Below are 20,875 nucleotides of genomic sequence, written 5' to 3'. Positions count from 1 at the left end.
GGCGGAGATGATGACTGCTTCCGATGTTGCCGTCGGTAATCTGGTGGAGTCGTTCGACGAGGTCGCCCGATGTCACCCGGACAGCATCGCGGTGTGCTGCGGAGACCGGCGGATGTCGTACGCCGAGGTGGCCGCCCGGTCGACGGCTCTCGCCGCGGCGATCAGGGCGCGGGTCGACGACCCGTCGCGTCCGGTGCTGCTGCTCCTGCCGCGTTCGGTGGACATGGTGGTGGCGAGCCTCGCCGTGCTGCGGGTGGGCGCGGCGTACGTGCCGGTCGATCCGTCCACTCCCGCCGCCCGGCTGAGGCTGATCGTGGCGGACGCGAGGCCCTCGGTGGTGTTGGCGACTCCCGAGCTGGCGGAGCTGCTGCCGCCGGAGACCCCGGTGCTGGGCCCGCAGGACGTCGCGGAGGACCGCAGCGACGACACCGACGGGCGGTGCCCCGCCGGGTGGGACACCCGCGCCTACGTGATCTACACCTCGGGCACCACCGGGCGGCCGAAGGGCGTGGAGGTCAGCCACGGCAACGTGCTGCGCCTGATCCGGTCCACCCGGCCGCAGTTCGGCTTCGGCGCCGGCGACGTCTGGACGATGTTCCACTCGTTCGCCTTCGACTTCTCCGTCTGGGAGATGTGGGGGGCGCTGCTCTCCGGTGGCCGGCTGGTCGTCGTGGGACAGGACGTCGCGCGGGACCCGGTGGCCTTCCGGGCGTTGCTCGCCGAGGAACAGGTGACGATGCTCAGCCAGACGCCCACCGCCTTCAACAGCCTGGTCGCGCACGAGCTCTCCCGGCCCGACAGGCTGCCGCTGAAGTGGGTGGTCTTCGGCGGTGAGGCGCTGCGCTTCGGTGACCTCCGGCCCTGGGTGGGCAGGTACGGCGACCAGCAGCCGCAGCTGGTCAACATGTACGGCATCACGGAGACGACGGTCCACTCCTCGTACCGCAGGGTGCTGGCGGCCGACCTGGCGAGCACGGCCAGCCTCATCGGTCGTCCGCTGTCGGACCTCGACTTCCTGCTCTGGGACGAGCAGGGCCGGCCGGTGGCCCCGGGCCGGACCGGTGAGATCATCGTGACCGGACCAGGGGTGGCCACCGGATACCTGGGCCAGCCCGGGCTGACCGGCGAGCGGTTCCTCGACCTGACCGTCGACGGCAGGCCCGTGCGGGGATACCGCTCCGGTGACCTCGCGCGTCTGACCCCCGCCGGGGAGTACGAGTACCTGGGGCGGGCCGACGACCAGGTCAAGATCCGTGGGCACCGGGTGGAGCTCGGGGAGATCCACGCGGCGCTGACCGCGGTACCCGGCGTCGAGCAGGTCGCGGTGACCGTCCGTCGGGCGCGGCCGCAGCGCAATCCGGTGGTGAAACAGGAGGCGGTGTCCGGGCGGATCTCCCCGGTGCGCAGTCTCGTCCGGGCCGGGCAGCCGGCGGCGTCGGGCACCGGCAGCAACCGGACGCAGATCGTCGCGTACGTGACCCACGGCCCCGGCTGCGAGCTGGGGGAGATTCCGGAGCTGCTGCGGGCGAGCCTGCCGTCGTACATGCTCCCGGCGTTCGTCGTCCCGGTGCCGGAGATCCCCGTCAACGCCAACGGGAAGGTCGACTTCACCCTCCTGCCCGCACCCACCGCGGCCAACCAGCTCCGGGCGCCGATGGCCACGGAGACGGTCGCCGACGCCTCGTCGGCGACCGTGGAGCGGGCGATCCGCGCGCTCTTCGAGGAGGTGCTCGGCGTCGAGGGGGTGGGACCCGACGACTCCTTCTTCGGCATCGGCGGGGACTCCATCATCGCGGTGCAGCTGCGCGCGGCCGCGGCGAACCGCGGCATGGTGCTGGACCTGGCCGACATCTACGAGCTGAAGACGCCGCGTGCGCTGGCCGCGAACGCGGTCGCCACGGACGAGTCGATCGACCCGCCGGTCGAGCCGTTCAGCCTCATCGACCCGGCGGACCGGGAGCGCCTGCCGGCCGGCACGGTGGACGCCTACCCGTTGGCCACCCTCCAGGCCGGCGTGCTGTTCCACAGCGCGTACGCCGAGGGCGTCAACATGTACTGCGACATCTTCATGTTCCGGCTGCGCGCCAGGTTCGACCGCGACGCCATGAGCCGCGCGCTCGCGCGGGTGACCGAGCGCCACGAGATCCTGCGGACGTCGTTCCACCTGTCCGGCTTCTCGCAGCCGCTCCAGCTCGTCCACGCGAAGGCCCGGACCCCGCTGAGCGTGACGGACCTGAGCCGGTTCGACGAGGACCGGCAGCTGGCCGAGTTCGAGGCCTGGCGACGTCGGGAGATGAGCAACCCGTACGACTGGGCGCAGCCGCCTCTGGTGCGCTTCACGGCGCATCTGCTCGGCCCCGACGAGTTCATGTTCTCCATGAGCTTCCACGACACGATGTTCGACGGGTGGAGCGAGACGTCGCTGCTCGCGGAGATTCTCGTCGACTACTGGCAGGACCTGCAGGGCATCGCCTCGCACGACCGTGCCCTGCCCGTGCGCCGGTACGCCGACTTCATCGCCAGGGAACAGGCCGTGCTCCGCGACGAGGCGGTCCGGGACTTCTGGCGACAGGAACTGGCCGAGGTCGAGCCGAGCCTGCTGCCCCGCCTGGCCCGGGGCTCCGGCGACGTCCACGAGGGGCGAATGGGCTTCCTCAGTGTGGACCTCCCGGCGGAACTCTCCGACCGCCTGCACCAGCTCGCCGCCGCCTGCGGGGTGTCGGTCAAACACGTGGTGATGGCCGTCCAGGCACGGGTGGTGTCGGTGCTCACGGGACGCGACGACGTCGTGCTCGGCGTCGCCGCCAACGGGCGGGTCGAGGAGGAGGGCGGCACCGAGGTCATCGGCCTGCACCTCAACCTCGTACCCTTCCGGTTCCGGCCGCGCGGTCGCACCTGGCGCGACCTGATCGCGGCGACCAGCGACAAGGAGCGGGAGCTGCTGCCGGTGCGGCGCTTCCCGCACGCCGAGATGCTCCGTCTCGCCGGCGTACCCGAGCTGACCGACATCATGTTCAACTACACCCACTTCCACGGCTACGAACGGCTCGCCCACGCCACGGGCATCGAGGTGGTGGACGGCTTCGGCTACATCCAGACGAACTTCACCCTGCGGGCCGAGTTCAACAAGGATCCGTTCAGTCGTCTGCTCACGCTCGACCTCGAGGCGAACATGGAGCGGATCTCGGAGGACCAGCTCCACGACGTGGCGGACATCTTCCTGCGGGCGCTGACGAGCGTCGTCGACCAGCCGGACGACGAGCCGACGCAGCTCGCGCTGCTCGGTGAGCAGCGGTACCAGGCGTTGCTGGAGATCTCACGCGGACCGGTCGAACCGGCGACGGCGACGGGCTTCCTCGAACGGATGGCCCTCTCGGTGCGGACCTTCCCCGACGAGGTGGCCGCCGTCTGCCGCGGCCGCGAGATCACCTACCGGGAGCTCGCCGCACACGTCGAGCGGGTGGCCGGGTGGCTGCGTGCGCGGCAGGTGGGTCACGGCACCGTGGTCGGCCTGGCCAGCGGCCGGAACATCGACTACCTCGTCGTCACCCTCGCCATCCTCCGCCTCGGCGCGGTGTACCTGCCGCTGCCGCAGGGGCCGGCCGCGCGCGTCGCCCGCATGGTCGAACGGGCACGGGCGAGGCTGGTGGTGTGCGACGAGACGCACCGCGCCGCGTTGGCCGAGATCCCTGACCTCGAGCTGGCCGATCTGGCGGAGGTCCTCGCCGCCGCCGGCACCCCGGTCGCGCTCGGCCCGGCACCGGGCGGTCGGGACAGTGCGTACATCCTCTTCACCTCGGGATCCACGGGCGACCCCAAGGGCGCCCTGATCCGACACGACGGCATGCTCAACCACCTCGACGCCAAGATCCAGCAACTGGACCTGCGGCCCGGCGACCGGCTGGCCCAGGACGCCGCCGCCACCTTCGACATCTCCGTCTGGCAGTTCCTCGCGCCACTCGCCGTCGGTGCCACGACCGTGATCTACCCGGACGAGATCGGTCAGGACGCGGCGTCGCTGCTGCGGGCCGTGGCCGAGGACGGGGTCACCGTGCTGGAGGTGACGCCCTCCGTGCTCAACATCATGTGCGCCGAACTCGCGTTCTACGGCGTCGACGCGTTCGCCCCGTTCCGCCTGCGCTGGGTCGCCTCGCAGGCGGAGACGCTGACCCCGCAGACCGCCAACACGTTCCGCCGGCTGCTCCCCGGGGTGGGGCTGCTGAACATGTGGGGGACGACCGAGACGTCCGACGACGTCCTGCACCACCTCGTCGCGGCGGACGTCGACGAGCGGGACGCCTCCGTCCCCCTCGGACGGCCCGCGCGCAACACCGCACTGTACGTGTTGGACGGCGCCCGGGAGCCGGTGCCCACCGGCACGCCCGGAGAGCTGTACGCCGGCGGCATCTGCGTCGGCGGCGGCTACGTCAACGACCCCGACCGGACCGCCGCGGCCTTCGTCAGCGATCCCTTCGCCGTCGACGGGGACGGCATCATGTACCGCACCGGTGACCGCGGCCGCCGGCTGGCGGACGGCTCGCTGGAGTTCCTCGGCCGGATCGACAACCAGCTCAAGATCAGAGGGAACCGGGTCGAGCTGGACGAGGTCAGCCGCGCCCTCGCCGGTGTCGAGGGCGTCCAGGAGAGCGTGGTGATCGTCCGGCAGTCCGCCGACGGCGGCAAGCAGCTCGCCGGATTCTTCGTGCCGGAGGTCGTCGAGGGCGGCGCCGGCGGTTCGACCGGGGGCTCCCTGGTCCGCCGGGACCTGCGGCCCGAGGAGGTGCGCGCCGGGCTCAGCCAGGTCCTGCCACGCAACGCCATCCCGGACTTCCTCGTCCGTCTCGACCAGCTGCCGCGTACGAGCCACGGCAAGGTCGACACCCGGTCGCTGGCGGCGACCGACCTGTCCCCGGTCGACGAGCCGACCGGGGAGAGCACCATCCCGATGACCCCGACGGAGGAGGCCGTCGCCGAGATCTGGGCCTCCGTGCTGCCCGGTCGCCGGCCCGGGCCCCAGGTCAGCTTCTTCGATCTGGGCGGCCACTCCCTGCACGCCACGCAGGTCCTCGCGCGGCTGGGGGACCGGCTCGGGGTGCGCCTGCCGATCCGGGAGCTGTTCGAGAACCCGACGCTCCGGGGCTTCGCCGCCCGGGTCGAGGCGGCGCTGACGAACGACCGGGAGTCGGACGTGCCGGTCCCGGCGAGGCCCGCCGGCCTGCGGGAGTTCCCGCTGTCCATGGCGCAGTCGAGCCTCTGGTACCTCGACCAGCTCGACTCCGACGGTGCCTACACCGACGGCTACCTCCTGCACCTGCGCGGTGACCTCGACGTGCCGGCGCTGCGGGCGGCCGTCGACCGGCTCGTCACGCGGCACGAGGTGTTGTCCAGCCGGATCGTCGAACGCGACGGCGTGCCGTTGCTGGTGGTGGCCCCCGACGCGAAGCCCCGCCTGCGGGTCCGGGAGGCCACTGACGCGTCGGTCGCACAGGGGGACACCGAGGCGATGCTGAGGTACGTCGAGCAGCGGGCGACGCGGCGCATCGACCTCGGTGGCGTGCTGACCGAGGCCACCCTGTACCGCTTCTCCGACCGGGACCACGTGCTCGAATGGACGAGCCACCACGTGGTCACCGACGGCTGGTCCAACGAGGTGATCCTGCGGGAGATCGCCGAGGCGTACGCGGCCCACCGGGCGGGACGCGAGGCGGACCTGGCCCCGCTCCCGATCCAGTACGGCGACTACTCCCGCTGGCAGCGGGACTACCTCGAATCGGCGCCGGCCCGCCGCGACGGCGACTTTTGGCGGTCCTACCTGAAGGGTTACGACGGGGAACTCGCCCTCGCGACCGACCTGGAGCGGACCGAGGACCGTACGCGGGCCGCGGGCCGGCACCGCCGGGAGTGGGACGAGAGCTTCTCCGCCGAGGTGCGGGCGTTCGCGCAGCAGCACAACGTGACCCTCTTCATGGTCGTGCACGCCGTCAGCGCGGTGCTGATGGCCAAGCTCGCCCAGCAGTCGGACGTGGTGATCGGTGCGGCCGTCGCCGGTCGGCACCCGGCGCAGACGAGGGACCTCGTCGGGTTCTTCGCCAACACCGTGCCGTTCCGCTACCAGGTCGACCCGGAGCACAGCGCGCGGGCCGTCGTCGCGTCGGTGCGGGACAGCGCCCTGAACGCCCTGGATCACCAGAGCCTGCCGTTGCAGAGGATCGTGGAACTGGTGGGGGCACCCCGTCGCCCCGGAGTCAGCCCCCTGGTCCAGGTCGTGGTCTCCGTCGCCCGGTCGATGCGGAGCGCCGCCGCGCTGCCGGGGCTGGACACGACGGTGACCCAGCTGGGCGCGCAGGCGAGTCGCTTCGACCTGTTGCTGCACTTCACCGACGAGGACCGGATCGGGCTGACCATCGAGTACGACCGGTCGCTGTTCACCCCGGAGTCCGTCGACCGGCTGGCCGGGGCGGCCGACCGGCTGCTGAGGTTCTTCCTGGGCAGCCCGGACCGGGCGGTGGAGGAGGCGACCCTCGTCGACGACGAGGACCGCGGGACGCTCGGGGCGATCTGGCGGGAGGTGAGCGGCCGGTCCCTGGAGATCGACCACCACGCGACGGCGACGCTCATCGACTCGCCGCACTGGGGCGCGTACGTGTCGCGGGTGGAAGCGGCAGGGCTGGTCGTCCCGCTGGTGCTCGCCCTGTGAGAACCGGCGCAACGACACCTGGGGAGAACCGCTCATGACGTCGACCGATCGCGCGCTACGGCTGCGTCGGCGGCTCGCCGGACGCCGCGACGGGTCCGTGCCGGCGGCCGGCCGGCCCGCCACCGCGACGGTCACCGCCGACAACCTGGTCGCCGCCTTCGACGAGGTCGCCGGTCGGCACCCCGACCGGGTCGCCGTCCGCTGCGACCGGCAGGCCCTGACGTACCGGGAGCTGGCTACCGCCTCCCGGGCCCTGGCCAGCCGGATCGCGGTGGCCGCGCCGCCCGGCCCGCTGGTGGGCGTGCTGCTGCCGCGCTCCGCGCGGATGATCGTGGCGGCGCTGGCGGTGCTCCGGACGGGTGCGGCGTACCTGCCGCTCGACCCGGAGGCGCCCGCCGTCCGTACCGGCATGATCGTCGGTGACGCGGCGCCGTCCCTGGTGATCACCACGGGTACGCTGGCCGGCTCCCTGCCCACGACGGTGGCGGCTGTCCTGCTCGACGCGTCGGACAGCGGCGAGGAACAGCCGGGCCCGCCCGCCGCACCGGTCCGCCCGATCGCGCCCACCGACCGGGCGTACGTCATCCACACCTCGGGCACGACCGGCCGTCCCAAGGGAATCGAGGTTTCGCACGCCAACGTCCTGCGCCTGATCGGCACCACGCAGCCACTGTTCGGGTTCGGGCCGGAAGACGTGTGGACCATGGCGCACTCGTTCGCCTTCGACTTCTCCGTGTGGGAGATGTGGGGGGCGCTGCTCACCGGCGGGTGCGTGGTCGTCGTCGCCGGCGAGGTCATGCGGGACCCGGTCGCCCTGCGGCGGCTGCTGCGCGCGGAGCGGGTCACGATGCTCAGCCAGACGCCCACCGCCTTCAGTTCGCTGGCGGCCCAGGAGGACGAGTACGCCGACCGGCTGCCGCTGAGGTGGGTGGTCTTCGGTGGCGAGGCGCTCCGGTTCGGGGACCTGCGGCCGTGGGTCGCCAAGTACGGCGACGTCGCGCCCGAACTGGTCAACATGTACGGGATCACCGAGACCACCGTCCACGCGTCGTACCGCCGGATCCTCGCCTCCGACGTCGCCCGCACGACCAGCCCGATCGGCGTGCCACTTCCCGACCTCGACTTCCTGCTGTGGGACGAGGACGACCAGCCGGTCGCCGACGGCGAGATCGGGCAGATCGTCGTCACGGGCGCGGGCGTGGCCCTCGGATACCTGGGGCAACCGGAACTCACCGCGCAGCGGTTCGTCACCGTCACCGACGCGCAGGGCCGGCCGGTACGCGGATACCGCTCCGGGGACCTCGCCCGGCGGGCGCCCGGCGGCGAGTACGAGTACCACGGGCGCGACGACGACCAGGTCAAGATCCGCGGCTACCGTCTGGAGTTGGGGGAGGTGCACGCCGCCCTGGTCGCCCTGCCCGGGGTGCGGCAGGCCGCGGTGGTGCCGCTCACCTCACCCGGCACGGGAACACGGCTGGTGGCGTACGTCGTCGGTGACGGTGGCGCCGGTCCGGGGGAGCTGCGCTCCTGGCTGGAGGGTCGCCTTCCGGCGTATGCCGTGCCGTCCGCGTTCGTCCTCGTCGACGCGCTGCCGCGAACCGCCAACGGCAAACTCGACCGGGCGGCCCTGCCCGACCCGGGCCCGGTCCTGACGCCACACGTGCCCGCCGACGTCGACGACGTCACCCGGTCCCTGCTGGCGATCCTGGCCGAGCTGCTGCCCGGCACCGAGGTCGAACCGGACACCGACTTCTTCCGGCAGGGCGGGAACTCCCTGTTGGCGACCCGCCTGCTGGCCGCCGTACGCCGACAGTTCGGGGTCGTCGTCCCGCTGCGCGACTTCCTGCGGGCGCCGACCACACGAGCGGTGGCGGACGCGGTCCGTCGGGCCCGGCAGGCCGGACAGCCTGGGGCGTCCCGCCGCCCGGTCGACCTGTTGCCGCTGGGGGACCCCATGGCCGGCCGGGCACCCGTGGTGGCGCTGCCCGGCGTCTTCGGGATCGGAGCCTCGATGGCGCGGCTGTCGACGCACGTGCGCGGCCGCCCGTTCTACGCCCTGCACACCCGTGACCTCCTCCGGGCGCAGGACGGCACGCCGTCCGCCGACGTCGCCGCGCGGGCCTGCCTGACCGAGCTGCTGCCCGTCGTCGATCCCGGGATCCACCTCGTCGGACACTCCCTGGGCGGGCCGATGGCGCTGCACCTCGCCCATGCGATGCGGGCGGCCGGTTGCCAGGTGCACAGCATCACCCTGCTCGACGCACCGAGCCCACGATCGCTGCACAAGCGCCTCCGGGAGGACGACCGGACCCGCCTGGTCGACTTCCTCTCCGACGTCGCCCTCGCGTTTCCCGAGCACACCCGCCGGTGGCGCGAGCTCTCGCCGCGGTCCGCAGCCGGGTTGGCCGACGCGGAACTCCTGCGGTGGGCCGCCTCCACGGCGACGCCCGCGCTGGCCGCCACGATCGGCGAGCTCACCCACGCCTTCGGGGATTACCAGACGATGGGGCGGATCATGGCGGAGCCCGCGCCTCCCCTGACCGTGCCCGCACTGCTGCTGGTAGCGGGCCTGGAGAGGTCCGACGACGATGACGGGCACACCGAGGGCTGGCACCTGGTGCTGCCGAACCTGACCGAGACGGTGGTGGCCGCCAGCCACGAGGGCATGCTGCGTGAGCCCGAAGCGGCTACCGTCGCCGAGGCAATGATCGCGTTCCAGCGCCAGCAGGACAAGACGGAAGGAAACCCGAGTTGACCCGGGAACCGGCTGCGAGCGCAGCGTTCCGCCCACCGCGACTGGCCAGGATCCTCGTCGGCGGTTCCGGCGTGATGAGCCTGGCCAACGGCGTGACGATTCCCTTCCTGGCCATCTACCTCCGCAACGAACTCGGCCTGTCCGTCTCGACGGTCGGCCTGGTCATCGGCTCCTCCGTGCTCTTCGGAATCTCCGGTGGGTTCCTCGGCGGCGCGCTCTCCGACATCGTGGGACGCCGCCGGGTCCTGCTCTCCTGCCTGCTGTTGGTGATCGGCAGCTTCGTCGGGTTCTTCTTCGCGCGCGACGCCGTGACGGCGTTCGTCTTCAACGCGTCCATGGCGTTCGCCACCAGTGCCTTCAGCCCGGTCGCGAAGGTGCTCATCAGCGACCTGCTCCCCGTTGCGCTGCGGGTGAAGTGGTTCTCCTACCAGTACCTCGCGATCAACGCCGGCTACGCCGTCGGTCCGCTGATCGGCCTGGCCCTCGGGCTCACCGGCGCCCGGATCTCCTTCCCCGCCGCCGCCGTCGTGTACCTGGTCTACTTCGCCGTCCTCTGGACGGCCACGCGGCAACTGCCGCGACCCTCCATCAGGGACACCGAGCTGACGACGCTCGGCCGCAGCACGGGCACCATCGTCCGCGGACTGGGCGAATCGGCCCGGGCGGTGATGTCGGACCGCCGCCTGCTTCTTCTGCTCATCGGCGCGATCCTGTTGGAGACGGTGCACAGCAGGATCTCGGTGCTGCTCGCCCAGAACTTCGTCATCGACTTCGCCGACAGCGCCCGGGTGCTCGCCGCGGTCATGACCACCAACGCGGTGGCGGTGATCATCCTCCAGCTCTTCGCCGCCGGCTACGTGCAGCGCTACAACCCGCTGAACGCCATCACCCTCGGTGGGATCCTCACCTTCGTCGGGATGGCCGGTTTCGCGATCTCCGAGCAGATGTGGCACTACATCGTGGCGATGCTGGTGTTCACCGTCGCCGAGACCCTGATCGTGCCGTCGGAGTTCGCGCTCGTCGACCGGATCGCGCCCGAGGACCGGCGCGGAGCCTACTTCGGCGCACAGACCTTCGCTCAGGTCGGCGGGTTCACCGGACCGTTCCTCGGCAGTCTCGTCCTCGCGTCCTTCGGCGGGCCGGTCATGTTCCTCGCCATCGGCGCCCTGGCGTTGGTGAGCGTCGCGATCTACCTGCTGGTCGGCCGGCGCATCCCCGACCTGAGTCGTCACGACAAGCTCCCGGAGACCGACAAGGCGTCATGAGCGCCGCGGCGGGCATCCTGCGCCTGGTCGCCTGGCCGAGCAGCCGCGCGCTCCGGCGGACCCGCGTGCTCTCCGTGGCGGCCCTGCACGGGACCGTCGACATCGACCGCGACGAACGCGGCATCCCGTGGATCCGTGCGGGCGACGAGCGTGACCTCTACGTGGGCGTCGGGGTCGCGATGGCGTACGACCGGCTCTGGCAGATGGACGTCCTGCGCCGGCGGGCGACCGGACGGCTGGCGGAGGTGTTCGGCGCTCGCGCCGCCGGTTCGGACGTCCTCGCCCGTACCCTCGCCTTCGAGCGGGCCGCCCGGCAGAGCGAGGCCCTGCTCTCGCCGCCTGCCCGAGCCAACCTCGCGGCCTTCGCCCACGGGGTCGACACCGCGGTGCGCCGGATGCGGCGGCGCGGGCAGCTTCCGCCCGACTTCCACCTGGTGAGGTACCGGCCGGGTCCGTGGTCGGTCGGCGACTCGCTGGCCATCGTCAAGCAGCTCGGTTTCCAACTGGGCCGCAACCTTCAGCAGGAGATCTTCCGTAGCCGGCTGCTGGCGGAGCGACCGGACCTCGCCCGCAGCTTCCTGGCGCCGAAGTACCCGCCCGGTGGCAGCGTCACCATCGGGGCCGACGCCCCGGCGGGGCCGGCGGCACGGCGCGGCGACACCGCGCTGCTCTCCGCGGCCGGCGCCGCCCATCTCGGTGACCTCTTCGCGGGCCGGCAGGGGAGCGGCTCGAACGCGTGGGCGGTCTCTCCGACCAGGTCCGCCACCGGCTTCGCCGCGCTGGCCAACGACCCGCACATCCTGTTCACCCAGCCGAGCCTCTGGTATCAGCTGGGTCTGGACCTCGACGGCGAACGCGCGTACGGGGTGACGGTGCCGGGCGTTCCCGGACTGGTGATCGGCGCCAACCCGGATCTCGCGTGGGGCGTGACGAACTCCACCATCGACACGCAGGACCTGGCCGTGGGGGAGCGGCCGGACCCGACGGCAGAGCCACGGTGGTCGCAGACCGGCGTCGTCCGGGTGCGGGGCGGGAACGAGATCACCGTGACCGCCGCGGGCGGGACGGGATACGTCGACCTGCCGGGCCCACGCGGTACGGAGGTGGACCCGGTGGCGCTCTACTGGAGTGGTCTTCACCCGTCCACCGAGGCCGAGAGCTGCCAGCGCATGTGGCGGACGCGCGACTACCCGGCGTTCCGCGAGACCCTGCGGGGGTTCGGCGTGCCCGTGCTCAACCTCGTCGTCGCCACCCGGGACGGTGTGGTCGCCCTGCGAACGGCCGGAATCGTGCCGCGCCGTGACCGTCAGGAGGGCCTCGCCCCGGCCGGCGCGGCCGAGGTGGCCGCCCGCTGGGCCACCACGCTCGCGTTCGACGAGTTGCCGGAGGTCGTCGATCCGCCGACGGGCTTCGTGGTCAGCGCCAACCACCGGATCCTGCCCGACGGGGTCGCCCCGCACCTGGGCAGCGACTGGGGCGGACCGTACCGGGCCGACCGGATCGAGGAGCTGCTGACGGCGACGCCGACGGCCCGCCCGGACGACTTCGGCGCGTGGCAGACGGACCTGCGCAACGGCCGGGCACGGCGCATCCTGCCCACCCTGCTGGAGGCGCTCGACGAGAATCCGCCGGAGTCGCCCCTGGCCGCGTTCAGCCACCGGGCGTTGGCCACCTGGGACGGCAGGGACGACGTCGACCAGACCGCACCGCTGGTCTTCGGGGCGCTGGCCCGGGTGTTGACCGAGCGCTGGATCACCAGCCGGCTCGGTGCGGCCGTCGCCGACGCCATGACCGACGTCACCCTTCAGGTGGATCACCTGGTGATGGACGTGGACGCCCGCCGGCGGCTCGGCGAGACGGAGGAACTGCCGGTCATCGTCGCCGACGCCCTCACCGAGGCGGCGCGTCGACTCGCCGACAGACTCGGCGACGACCCCGCCGGCTGGCGCTACGGCAGGTTGAACCGGATCGCGGACCAGCACCCCCTGGCCGCGGTGTCGGACACGCTGCGCTCGCTGTACGGATCGCCCCCGACCCCGGTGGGCGGTGGCGGGCAGAGCGTCTGTCTGATGTATCCCGACCGCGACGGCCAGGTGGTCGAGGGTGCGCCGTGGCGCTTCGTCGTGGAGTTCGGCCCCGCCGGCGGCACCCGCATCCGCGACGTGCTCCGCCACGGCAGCTCGGGCCATCCCCTCTCGCCCCACTACCGGGATCAGACGCCGGCGCACGCCGAGGGGCGACTGTACGAGGTGCGCCTCGACCGGCTGCCGGAGGTGCGGGGACGCCTGACCCTGACACCCCGCGACCGGGCCCGTCGACGTTGACGCGAGGGACGAACTCACTCGCCGGCGGCGGTCGGGGCGGGTCGGGGGTGGCCGCTTGCCCACCGACCGCCCCGGCGTGCTCACCGGGGACTTCTCCGCCAGCCCTGCTCGCCCGGCGCCGCGGGGCCTGAAATCGAACGACCGGGGTCGATTTCTTGACACTCCCGATGGGATCGCTAACACTTGTCTTCACGCGAACGTAACAAACGGCGCGCAGGTACGTGCATCAGCTCCACCCGCCCGGGCTGGCGAGGCGGTGCGGCGGCCGCGCCCGAGACTGCCGATCCTCGCCCCAGCCCACGGCTAATGATGTTAGCGCTAACACCAACCGCGACGCACAAGGTCGCGACCCTCCAGCCGACCGCCCTCCGTGAAGGAGAACGACCCATGTCGAGAGTCCTCGCCCGGCTCTGCGCGGTGTCGGTCGCCGCGTGCCTGCTCTTCACCACCTGGTCGGCGGCGACGCCGAAGGAGGCGGCCGCGCTCGACCCGACCGTCGGCTACCTGATGGCGCACTTCACCGGCGAGTCGTCGACCGGCCAGCAGATCCACCTCGCCCACAGCACCGACGGCCTGCGCTGGACGGACCTCAACAACGGCGGGCCAGTGCTGCGTTCCACCGTCGGTACCCGCGGCGTCCGCGACCCGGCCCTGGTCCGCTCGCCCGCCGGCGACCGGTACTGGATGATCGCCACCGACCTCTGCATCGGCTGTGGCCAGGACTGGCCTGCCGCGATCAACAACGGCAGCCGCAGCCTCGTCGTGTGGAGTTCCGCCGACCTGGTCAACTGGTCGGCGCCGTGGCTGCTGAACGTCGCCGGCGCCATCCCGGACGGCCGTAACGCCTGGGCCCCGGAGGCGATCTGGAACCCGGCCACCGGCGACTACGTCCTCTACTGGGCGACGAACGTCCCGCTCAACGGCGTGGCCAAGCACCGCGTCTACCACGCGCGCACGGCGGACTTCCGCAGCATCACCACCCCGCAGGTCTTCGTCAGCCGGCCCGGCAGCCAGGAGATCATCGACACCCAGATCGTCGAGGTGCCGGCCGGTGTCGGCGCGTACCGCTACGTCCGGGCCTCCCGGGACGACCAGATCACCATCGAAGGCAGCAACTCCATCCTCGGCACCTGGACGAACCTCGGGAACCTGTCCGGCATCGGGCTGACCGGCTCACAGGTCGAGGGGCCGATGTGGATGAGGTTCAACGCCCGCAACGAGTGGGTGCTCTACCTCGACCAGTACGCCACCGGGCGCGGATACCTGCCCGTCCTGACCACCGACCCGTCGAGCCCGGACGAGTTCCGGCTCCCGGCGTCCGGCTCGTACGCGATGGGCGGCACCAAAAAACGGCACGGCTCGATCCTCAACCTGACCGCCGCCGAACAGAACCGGGTGCTCGCCCGCTGGCGCACGAGCGCGACCAACCGGCTCCAGTCGTACAACTTCCCGGAGCGGTACGTGCGGCACGCGGACTACGACGTCCGCATCGACCCGAACGTCAGCCCCGCCCAGGACGGCCAGTGGCGGCTGGTGCCCGGCCTGGTCGGCGCCGGCACCGTCTCCATCCAGTCGGTCAACTTCCCGGGCCACTACCTGCGCCACTACGGGTTCGACTTCCGGCTGGAGGCCAACGACGGCACCGCGACCTTCGCCGCCGACGCCACCTTCCGGCAGGTCGCCGGCCTCGCCGACCCCTCGTGGACGTCGTTGCGGTCCTACAGCCACCCGGACCGCTACGTCCGGCACTCCAACTACCTCCTCCGGCTCGATCCGGTCGCCGACGCGCAGAGCCGTGCCGACGCCACCTTCCGCGTCACCAGCTGAACCCGACCGCTGATCGAGCAGCCCCGGCCCAGGGAGACGACATGAGGTTTCGGAAGGACCGGAAGGTGACACGCCCCCGCCCGCTCGCTGCGGTCGTCGGCGTCCTCGCGTTCCTCCTCGGCGCTCTGACGGTGCCGCAGCCCGCCTCGGCGGCCACCACGCTGATCTATACGACGTTCAAGGGTGACGGCGCGGCGGACCAGGAGTTGTGGGTCTACCAGTCGACCGACGGGGGGACGAGCTACAGCGTCCTGCACGACACGAACTTCCGCGGCCCGACAGGCGTGCTCCGCGATCCGAGCATCATCAAGCGCGAGGGCACCTACTACGTCGCGTACACCTGGCAGTCCTGGACCACGAACTCGACCTACTTCGCCGTCGCGCGAAGCACCGACCTGCGGAACTGGACGAACATCGCCACCGTCCCGTCGGGCATACCCGGCACCCGAAACGTGTGGGCGCCGGAGTTCTACGTCGAGGGCAGCGCGGTCCGGGTCGTCGTGAGCGTCCGGCAGACCACGAACCCGAGCGGTTTCCGCCCGTACGTCTACACCGCCCAGAACCCGGGCCTCACGTCGTGGAGCGGCCCGCAGCAGATGGGTGGCCTGGGCCACAACTACATCGACACCTACGTCGTGAGGTCCGGCAGCACCTACCACGCCTTCACGAAGAACGAGAGCACGAAGTACATCGAGCGCTGGACGAGCAACAGCCTGACCAGCGGCTGGACCCGCGCGGGCACCCTGTGGAGCTCCGGCTACGAGGGCCCGTCCCTGGTGCGGCTCGACGACGGGCGGTACCGGATCTACGTCGACAGGTACACCAACGGTGGTGTCTGGACGGCGACGAGTTCGAACCTCACCTCGTGGACCGGCCTGAGCCTGGTCGGCTGCTCCGGCTGCCGCCACGGCACGGCAATCCCTAAGTGACCTGACGTTCGCGGTCCTCGCCAGCGGCTCGCGAACGCCGGTACGCCAGTTGGCTCGGTGCGTCGTCGCCTCGCCACGCCCGAAAACGCCCGTCGAAAGGACCCGCGGATGCGCACACGTCCACGATCCCTGGTCACCGCGGTGGTCACCGCCGTCCTGCTCAGCGTCGGCATGGTCGCCGTCTCCACCCCGAGCGGCGCCGCTCCTGGCGCGTCGTTCCAGAATCCCGTCGTCGGTACGCCCAACAGCGCCGACCCGTGGATCGGCTATCACAACGGCAACTACTACTACACGGCCACCACCTGGACGGGGAACATCTACATCCGCAGGGCGCCGACGCTCGGCGGCCTGCGTACCGCGCCGGAGACCCGAGTGTTCACGATGTCGCAGCCGAACGCGACATCGAACATGTGGGCGCCCAGCATGCACCTGCTCAACGGCCCCAACGGGCAGCGCTGGTACCTGTACTACTCGGCCGGCCCGAGCGCGTGCTGCGGCGGGCAGCGCCAGCACGTGCTGGAGAGCGCGGGCACCGATCCGATGGGTCCCTACACCTACCGGGGCCAGCTCAACCTGATGCCGAACAACGGCTGGTCGATCGACGGCAGCGTCATGACGGTGAGCGGGGTGAACTACTTCGTGTTCTCCGCGTTCAACAACAACTCCGGGTTCGAGAACGGTGGCCTGCAGAGCCTCTACATCACCCGACTGACCAACCCGTGGACACCCGCGTCGTTGGGGACGCTGATCTCTGAGCCCACCTTCCCGTGGGAGCGCCAGGGCAACCCCGTCAACGAAGGCCCCTTCGTGCTGCAACGCGCCGGCCGCACGTTCCTCACCTACTCGGCCAGCTTCTGCGCCACACCCGACTACAAGATCGGAGCGCTGGAGCTGACCGGCTCCAACCCGCTGAGTCGCACCTCGTGGACCAAGCTCGTCAATCCGCTCTTCCAGCGCAGCGACGCCAACGGGGTGTACGGTCCCGCCCACCACTCCTTCTTCACCTCGCCCGACGGCACCGAGGACTGGATCGTCTACCACGCCAACGCCTCGCCCTCGCAGGGATGCGGAACCACCCGCACCAGCCGCGCGCAGCGGATCTCCTGGAACCCGGACGGCACGCCGAACCTCGGCGTGCCCGTCTCCACCTCGACCGTCCTGGCCGGCCCGTCCGGCGAGCTCAACAACGCCGGCGCGGTGCCGGTCCAGCGGTTGCAGTCGTACAACTTCCAGGACCGCTACGTGCGGCACCAGAACTACGCCGTCCGGATCGACCCGAACGTCGACCCGGCGCTGGACGGGCAGTTCCGCGTCGTCCCCGGACTGGCGAACGGCGGATCCGGGTACGTGTCGTTCGAGTCGGTCAACTTCCCCGGCCACTACCTGCGGCACGACAACTACGTGTTGGGCCTGGCGGCGAACGACGGCTCGACGACGTTCCGGGGGGACGCCACCTTCCGGCAGGTGGCCGGGTTGGCGAACTCGTCGTGGTCGTCGTTCCAGTCCTACAACTTCCCCGACCGGTACGTCAGGCACAGCGACTACGTGCTACGGATCGACGTGCCCGGCACCGACACGGACCGTGCCGACGCCACGTTCCGCCGAACCTCCTGACACTCCGGCAGCACCGTGCGCTGTCGCCCGCCGTGGTGCGGCGGGCGACGGCCACCGGTCGATCCTCGCCAGTTGACGAACCCAGAGAGGGCAGATCCAGTGATGGGACGCTTCTTGACACGGACCACGTCGTCCGACGGTCACTCATCGGGGCCGTCGCGGAGCACCCGATCGTCGCGTCGGTCGCTGATCGCGCTGGTGACAGCGGTGACAGCGGTGGCAGCGGTGACAGCGGTGACAGCGACGGTCGGCGTCGTCGTCACGGCGTCGCCGGCCACCGCCGCCACCAACCAGTTCCGCGGCATGAACTGGGCCGTGCTGGGTGACAACTTCAGCACCGGTCCGCTCGTCGTGCAGGGCCTGAGCCCGTCCGACAGCAACGCGACGGTACGGGCCAAGGCCAGTGCCCTCTACGACGACATGGCCTCCACCATGGGGGTCAACACCGTCCGGCTGCCCATCAACACCCACACGGTGGGGACGACGTGGTGGAACGCCTACCGAGGCGCCATCGACGCCGCCACCGCCCGCGGGTTCAAGGTCATCCTGGCCTACTGGGAGGACGGTGCCGCCTCCGGCGGCAGGATCACGAACCTGGCCGCGTGGAACACGATGTGGTCCACGGTGACCGACACGTACGGCTCGAACACCAACGTCTACTTCGAGCCGATGAACGAGCCGCACGGTTACAGCTCGGCGGAGTGGCGCGACGTCGCGGCCGACTGGCTCAGCCACCACTACTCGGCGGTGCCCGGCCGGGTCCTCATCGGCGGCACCGGCTACAGCCAGGACCTGCGGGACGTCTGCGCCGACGCCCGCTTCAACTCGACGCTGCTCTCCTTCCACCACTACGCCTTCTTCTACAGCGCGATGACCTACGACGCCTTCCGAAGCCACATCCAGACCCGCCTCGGCAGCTGCGCCTCCCGCGCGGTCGCGACCGAGTTCGGCGCGCCCATGGACAACGGCCTCGACTACGCCGACGCGAGCAGCACCGACAACTTCGTGCGCCACATCCGCGCCATGGCCCAGGTCATGCGCGACAACCGGATGGGCGGCACCTACTGGCCGGCCATCGGCGGCAAGCCCACCGGCAGCTCCGGTTACGACTGGTACTCGATGTTCTCGCTCAGCGGCAGCGGCACCAACCTCGACCTGACCGTCCGCAACCCCTCCGGCGCCGACCGGATCCGCCATGCGTGGGGCGACACCGTCGGCGGCGGCCCCACGACGCCTCCGCCAGCGACGGGCACGTTCCACCGGATCAACGCGCGGCACAGCGGCAAGGCCATGGACGTCCAGTCACCGAACACCGACAACGGCGCGCGCGTCGGCCAGTACACCTACGGCGGCAGTGCGTGGCAGCAGTGGCAGTTCCAGGACGCCGGCAGCGGCTACTGGCGCGTCGTCAGCCGGCACAGCGGAAGGTGCCTGGACGTGGTGAGCGCTTCCACCGCCGACGGCGCCGAGCTCGTCCAGTACACCTGTGGCACCGGCACGAACCAGCAGTTCCAGATCATCGCCAACGGCGGCTACTTCCAGCTCCGGGCGCGACACAGCGGCAAATGCGTGGACGTGCCGTCGGCATCGACCGCGGACGGCGTGGTCCTCAAGCAGTACCCGTGCCACACCGGCACCAATCAGCAGTGGTCGCGCACGGTGGTCTGACGGTCGGCCCGACGCAACCGACGGCGCGGGGCACCGCTAGCTTCCGACTCGTCGTCCACGGTTGCGCACCGTCTCGCACACCACGGCACCGGCCAACCGGAAGCGGTCGCCAGCGGCCGCCGTCCGCCCACGAAAGGACGAACGTCGTGAAACGCAGCAGCCGGCTCCTGTCGCTCGTGGCAGCGCTCACCCTGACCGGATCGGCGGTCGCGGCGGTCACCACCGTGGCCGCCGGTCCGGCACAGGCCGCGCCGGTCACGATCGCGAACGGTACGCAGTTCACCGACACAGGCGGCAACGTGCTGCACGCGCACGGCGGTGGCGTGCTCAAGGTCGGCGGCTACTACTACTGGTTCGGTGAGAACCGCAACGCCGACAACACGTTCCGGGCCGTGTCCGTCTACCGCTCCACCAACCTGCGCGACTGGGAGTTCCGCAACAACGTGCTGACCCAGTCGTCGGCGGCGGAGCTGGGGGTGGCCAACATCGAGCGACCGAAGGTCATCTACAACGCCAGCACCGGCCGGTACGTGATGTGGATGCACAAGGAGAACGGCACCGACTACGGCGAGGCCAGGGCCGCTGTCGCCTCGTCGGCCACCGTGGACGGCGCCTACACCTACCACGGCAGCTTCCGGCCGCTGGGCCACATGTCCCGGGACCTCACGCTCTACAACGACGGCGGCACCGCCTACCTGCTCTCCGCCGCCGACGAGAACCGTGACCTGCACATCTACCGCCTCACCGCCGACTACCTGAACGTGGCCACGCTGGTCGGCAACTTCTGGAACGACGCCGGCCGCGAGGCACCGGCCCTGTTCAAGCGCGGCAGCACGTACTTCCTGCTCACCTCGGGCCTGACCGGCTGGAGCCCGAACCAGGCCAGGTACGCCACGGCTTCCAGCATCTCCGGTCCGTGGAGCGCCATGACCAACGTCGGGGACTCGACCACCTTCCGCTCCCAATCGACCTTCGTGCTCCCCGTCCAGGGCAGCTCGACGACGAGCTACCTCTACATGGGCGACCGCTGGGCCGGCGCCTGGGGCGGGCCGGTCAACGACTCCCAGTACGTGTGGCTGCCGATCACCTTCCCGTCCGCCACGACCATGAGCCTCAGCTGGTACCCCACCATCACCCTCGACGCGGCCAACGGCACCATCACCGGCGAGGCGCCGCCCTACTACCGCATCACCAACCGCAACAGCGGCAAGGTGGTCGACGTGCTGGACATGGCCGTCACCGACAACGCCGAGATCAGGCAGTGGTCCTGGAACGGCGGTGCGAACCAGAAGTGGGAGTTCCGCGACGCCGGCGGCGGCTACTTCCGGATCGTCAACCAGCACAGCGGCAGGTGCCTCGACGTCGCCGACGCCTCCACCGCGAACAACGCCAACGTCATCCAGTACAGCTGTGGCGGCGGCACCAACCAGCAGTGGCAGTGGGTCGCCAGCGGCAGCCACCACCAACTGCGCGCCCGGCACAGCGGCAAGTGTCTGGACGTGGTGAGCGGTGGCACCGCCGACGGCACCGACATCACGCAGTACACCTGCGGAGGCGGCGCCAACCAGCAATGGACACGCACCCAGTCCTGACACCGCCGTCGCGCGTGCCGGTACACCCGCGCACCCCGACGTACGCCTCGTCCACGAACCACCGGTCGCCTGGTCGACACCACGCTCCACGCGACATCCGCCGATGTGCCCGACCGGACCGGGTGGGACTCCGCCCGGTCCGACCGCGCGGAGCGGCCGCCGCCAGGACAGGCCCCGACGGAAAGTGTCCGATTGCTACAGTCG

Annotated in this window: 9 protein-coding genes; all 9 read left to right on the top strand. The window is 71.2% G+C overall.

Annotated elements, in window-relative coordinates:
* Nucleotides 1–10 precede the first annotated feature (10 nt).
* The 9 genes from V6V16_RS03960 to V6V16_RS03920 all read left to right on the top strand — a co-directional run bounded on the left by V6V16_RS03960 (nt 11) and on the right by V6V16_RS03920 (nt 20,671).
* Entirely contained in the window at nt 11–6,697 is a 6,687-nt protein-coding gene (locus tag V6V16_RS03960) for an amino acid adenylation domain-containing protein (protein ID WP_334559530.1), read from the top strand.
* A 34-nt stretch (nt 6,698–6,731) separates the two neighbouring features.
* Nucleotides 6,732–9,452 carry an amino acid adenylation domain-containing protein gene (locus V6V16_RS03955; protein WP_334559529.1) on the top strand — a complete coding sequence of 907 codons (2,721 nt, stop codon included), beginning with the start codon at nt 6,732–6,734 and terminating at the stop codon, nt 9,450–9,452.
* Nucleotides 9,449–10,717: an MFS transporter gene (locus V6V16_RS03950; RefSeq protein WP_334559528.1), complete on the top strand. Its 1,269-nt coding sequence runs from the start codon at nt 9,449–9,451 to the stop codon at nt 10,715–10,717. The genes V6V16_RS03955 and V6V16_RS03950 overlap by 4 nt, the downstream gene beginning before the upstream one ends.
* Nucleotides 10,714–13,041 (top strand): penicillin acylase family protein, encoded by a 2,328-nt coding sequence (locus V6V16_RS03945; protein ID WP_334559526.1) that lies wholly within the window; start codon nt 10,714–10,716, stop codon nt 13,039–13,041. Before V6V16_RS03950 ends, V6V16_RS03945 begins: the two co-directional genes overlap by 4 nt.
* 387 nt (nt 13,042–13,428) lie before the next feature.
* Nucleotides 13,429–14,868 carry a glycoside hydrolase family 43 protein gene (locus tag V6V16_RS03940; RefSeq protein WP_334559524.1) on the top strand — a complete coding sequence of 480 codons (1,440 nt, stop codon included), beginning with the start codon at nt 13,429–13,431 and terminating at the stop codon, nt 14,866–14,868.
* Between the two features lie 65 nt (nt 14,869–14,933).
* Nucleotides 14,934–15,797 carry a family 43 glycosylhydrolase gene (locus V6V16_RS03935; protein ID WP_334559523.1) on the top strand — a complete coding sequence of 288 codons (864 nt, stop codon included), beginning with the start codon at nt 14,934–14,936 and terminating at the stop codon, nt 15,795–15,797.
* A 108-nt stretch (nt 15,798–15,905) separates the two neighbouring features.
* Nucleotides 15,906–17,411, top strand: a complete 1,506-nt coding sequence (locus tag V6V16_RS03930; RefSeq protein ID WP_334559522.1) for a family 43 glycosylhydrolase — start codon at nt 15,906–15,908, stop codon at nt 17,409–17,411.
* A gap of 234 nt (nt 17,412–17,645) precedes the next feature.
* Nucleotides 17,646–19,079, top strand: a complete 1,434-nt coding sequence (locus V6V16_RS03925; protein ID WP_334559521.1) for an RICIN domain-containing protein — start codon at nt 17,646–17,648, stop codon at nt 19,077–19,079.
* A 146-nt stretch (nt 19,080–19,225) separates the two neighbouring features.
* The gene (locus tag V6V16_RS03920; RefSeq protein ID WP_334559519.1) at nt 19,226–20,671 is read left to right on the top strand and encodes an RICIN domain-containing protein; all 1,446 of its coding nucleotides are present in this window, start codon (nt 19,226–19,228) and stop codon (nt 20,669–20,671) included.
* Nucleotides 20,672–20,875: the final 204 nt, after the last annotated feature.

The sequence above is a fragment of the Micromonospora sp. CPCC 205561 genome (assembly GCF_036906775.1).
Classification (GTDB): Bacteria; Actinomycetota; Actinomycetes; order Mycobacteriales; family Micromonosporaceae; genus Micromonospora.
This window is presented reverse-complemented; position numbering and strand designations above follow the sequence as displayed.

Bases quoted from the DNA above. Each gene is read 5' to 3' on its own strand.
- V6V16_RS03930 (WP_334559522.1), top strand. From the start codon at position 15,906: ATGCGCACACGTCCACGATCCCTGGTCACCGCGGTGGTCACCGCCGTC.
- V6V16_RS03955 (WP_334559529.1), top strand. From the start codon at position 6,732: ATGACGTCGACCGATCGCGCGCTACGGCTGCGTCGGCGGCTCGCCGGA.
- V6V16_RS03960 (WP_334559530.1), top strand. From the start codon at position 11: ATGACTGCTTCCGATGTTGCCGTCGGTAATCTGGTGGAGTCGTTCGAC.
- V6V16_RS03945 (WP_334559526.1), top strand. From the start codon at position 10,714: ATGAGCGCCGCGGCGGGCATCCTGCGCCTGGTCGCCTGGCCGAGCAGC.
- V6V16_RS03940 (WP_334559524.1), top strand. From the start codon at position 13,429: ATGTCGAGAGTCCTCGCCCGGCTCTGCGCGGTGTCGGTCGCCGCGTGC.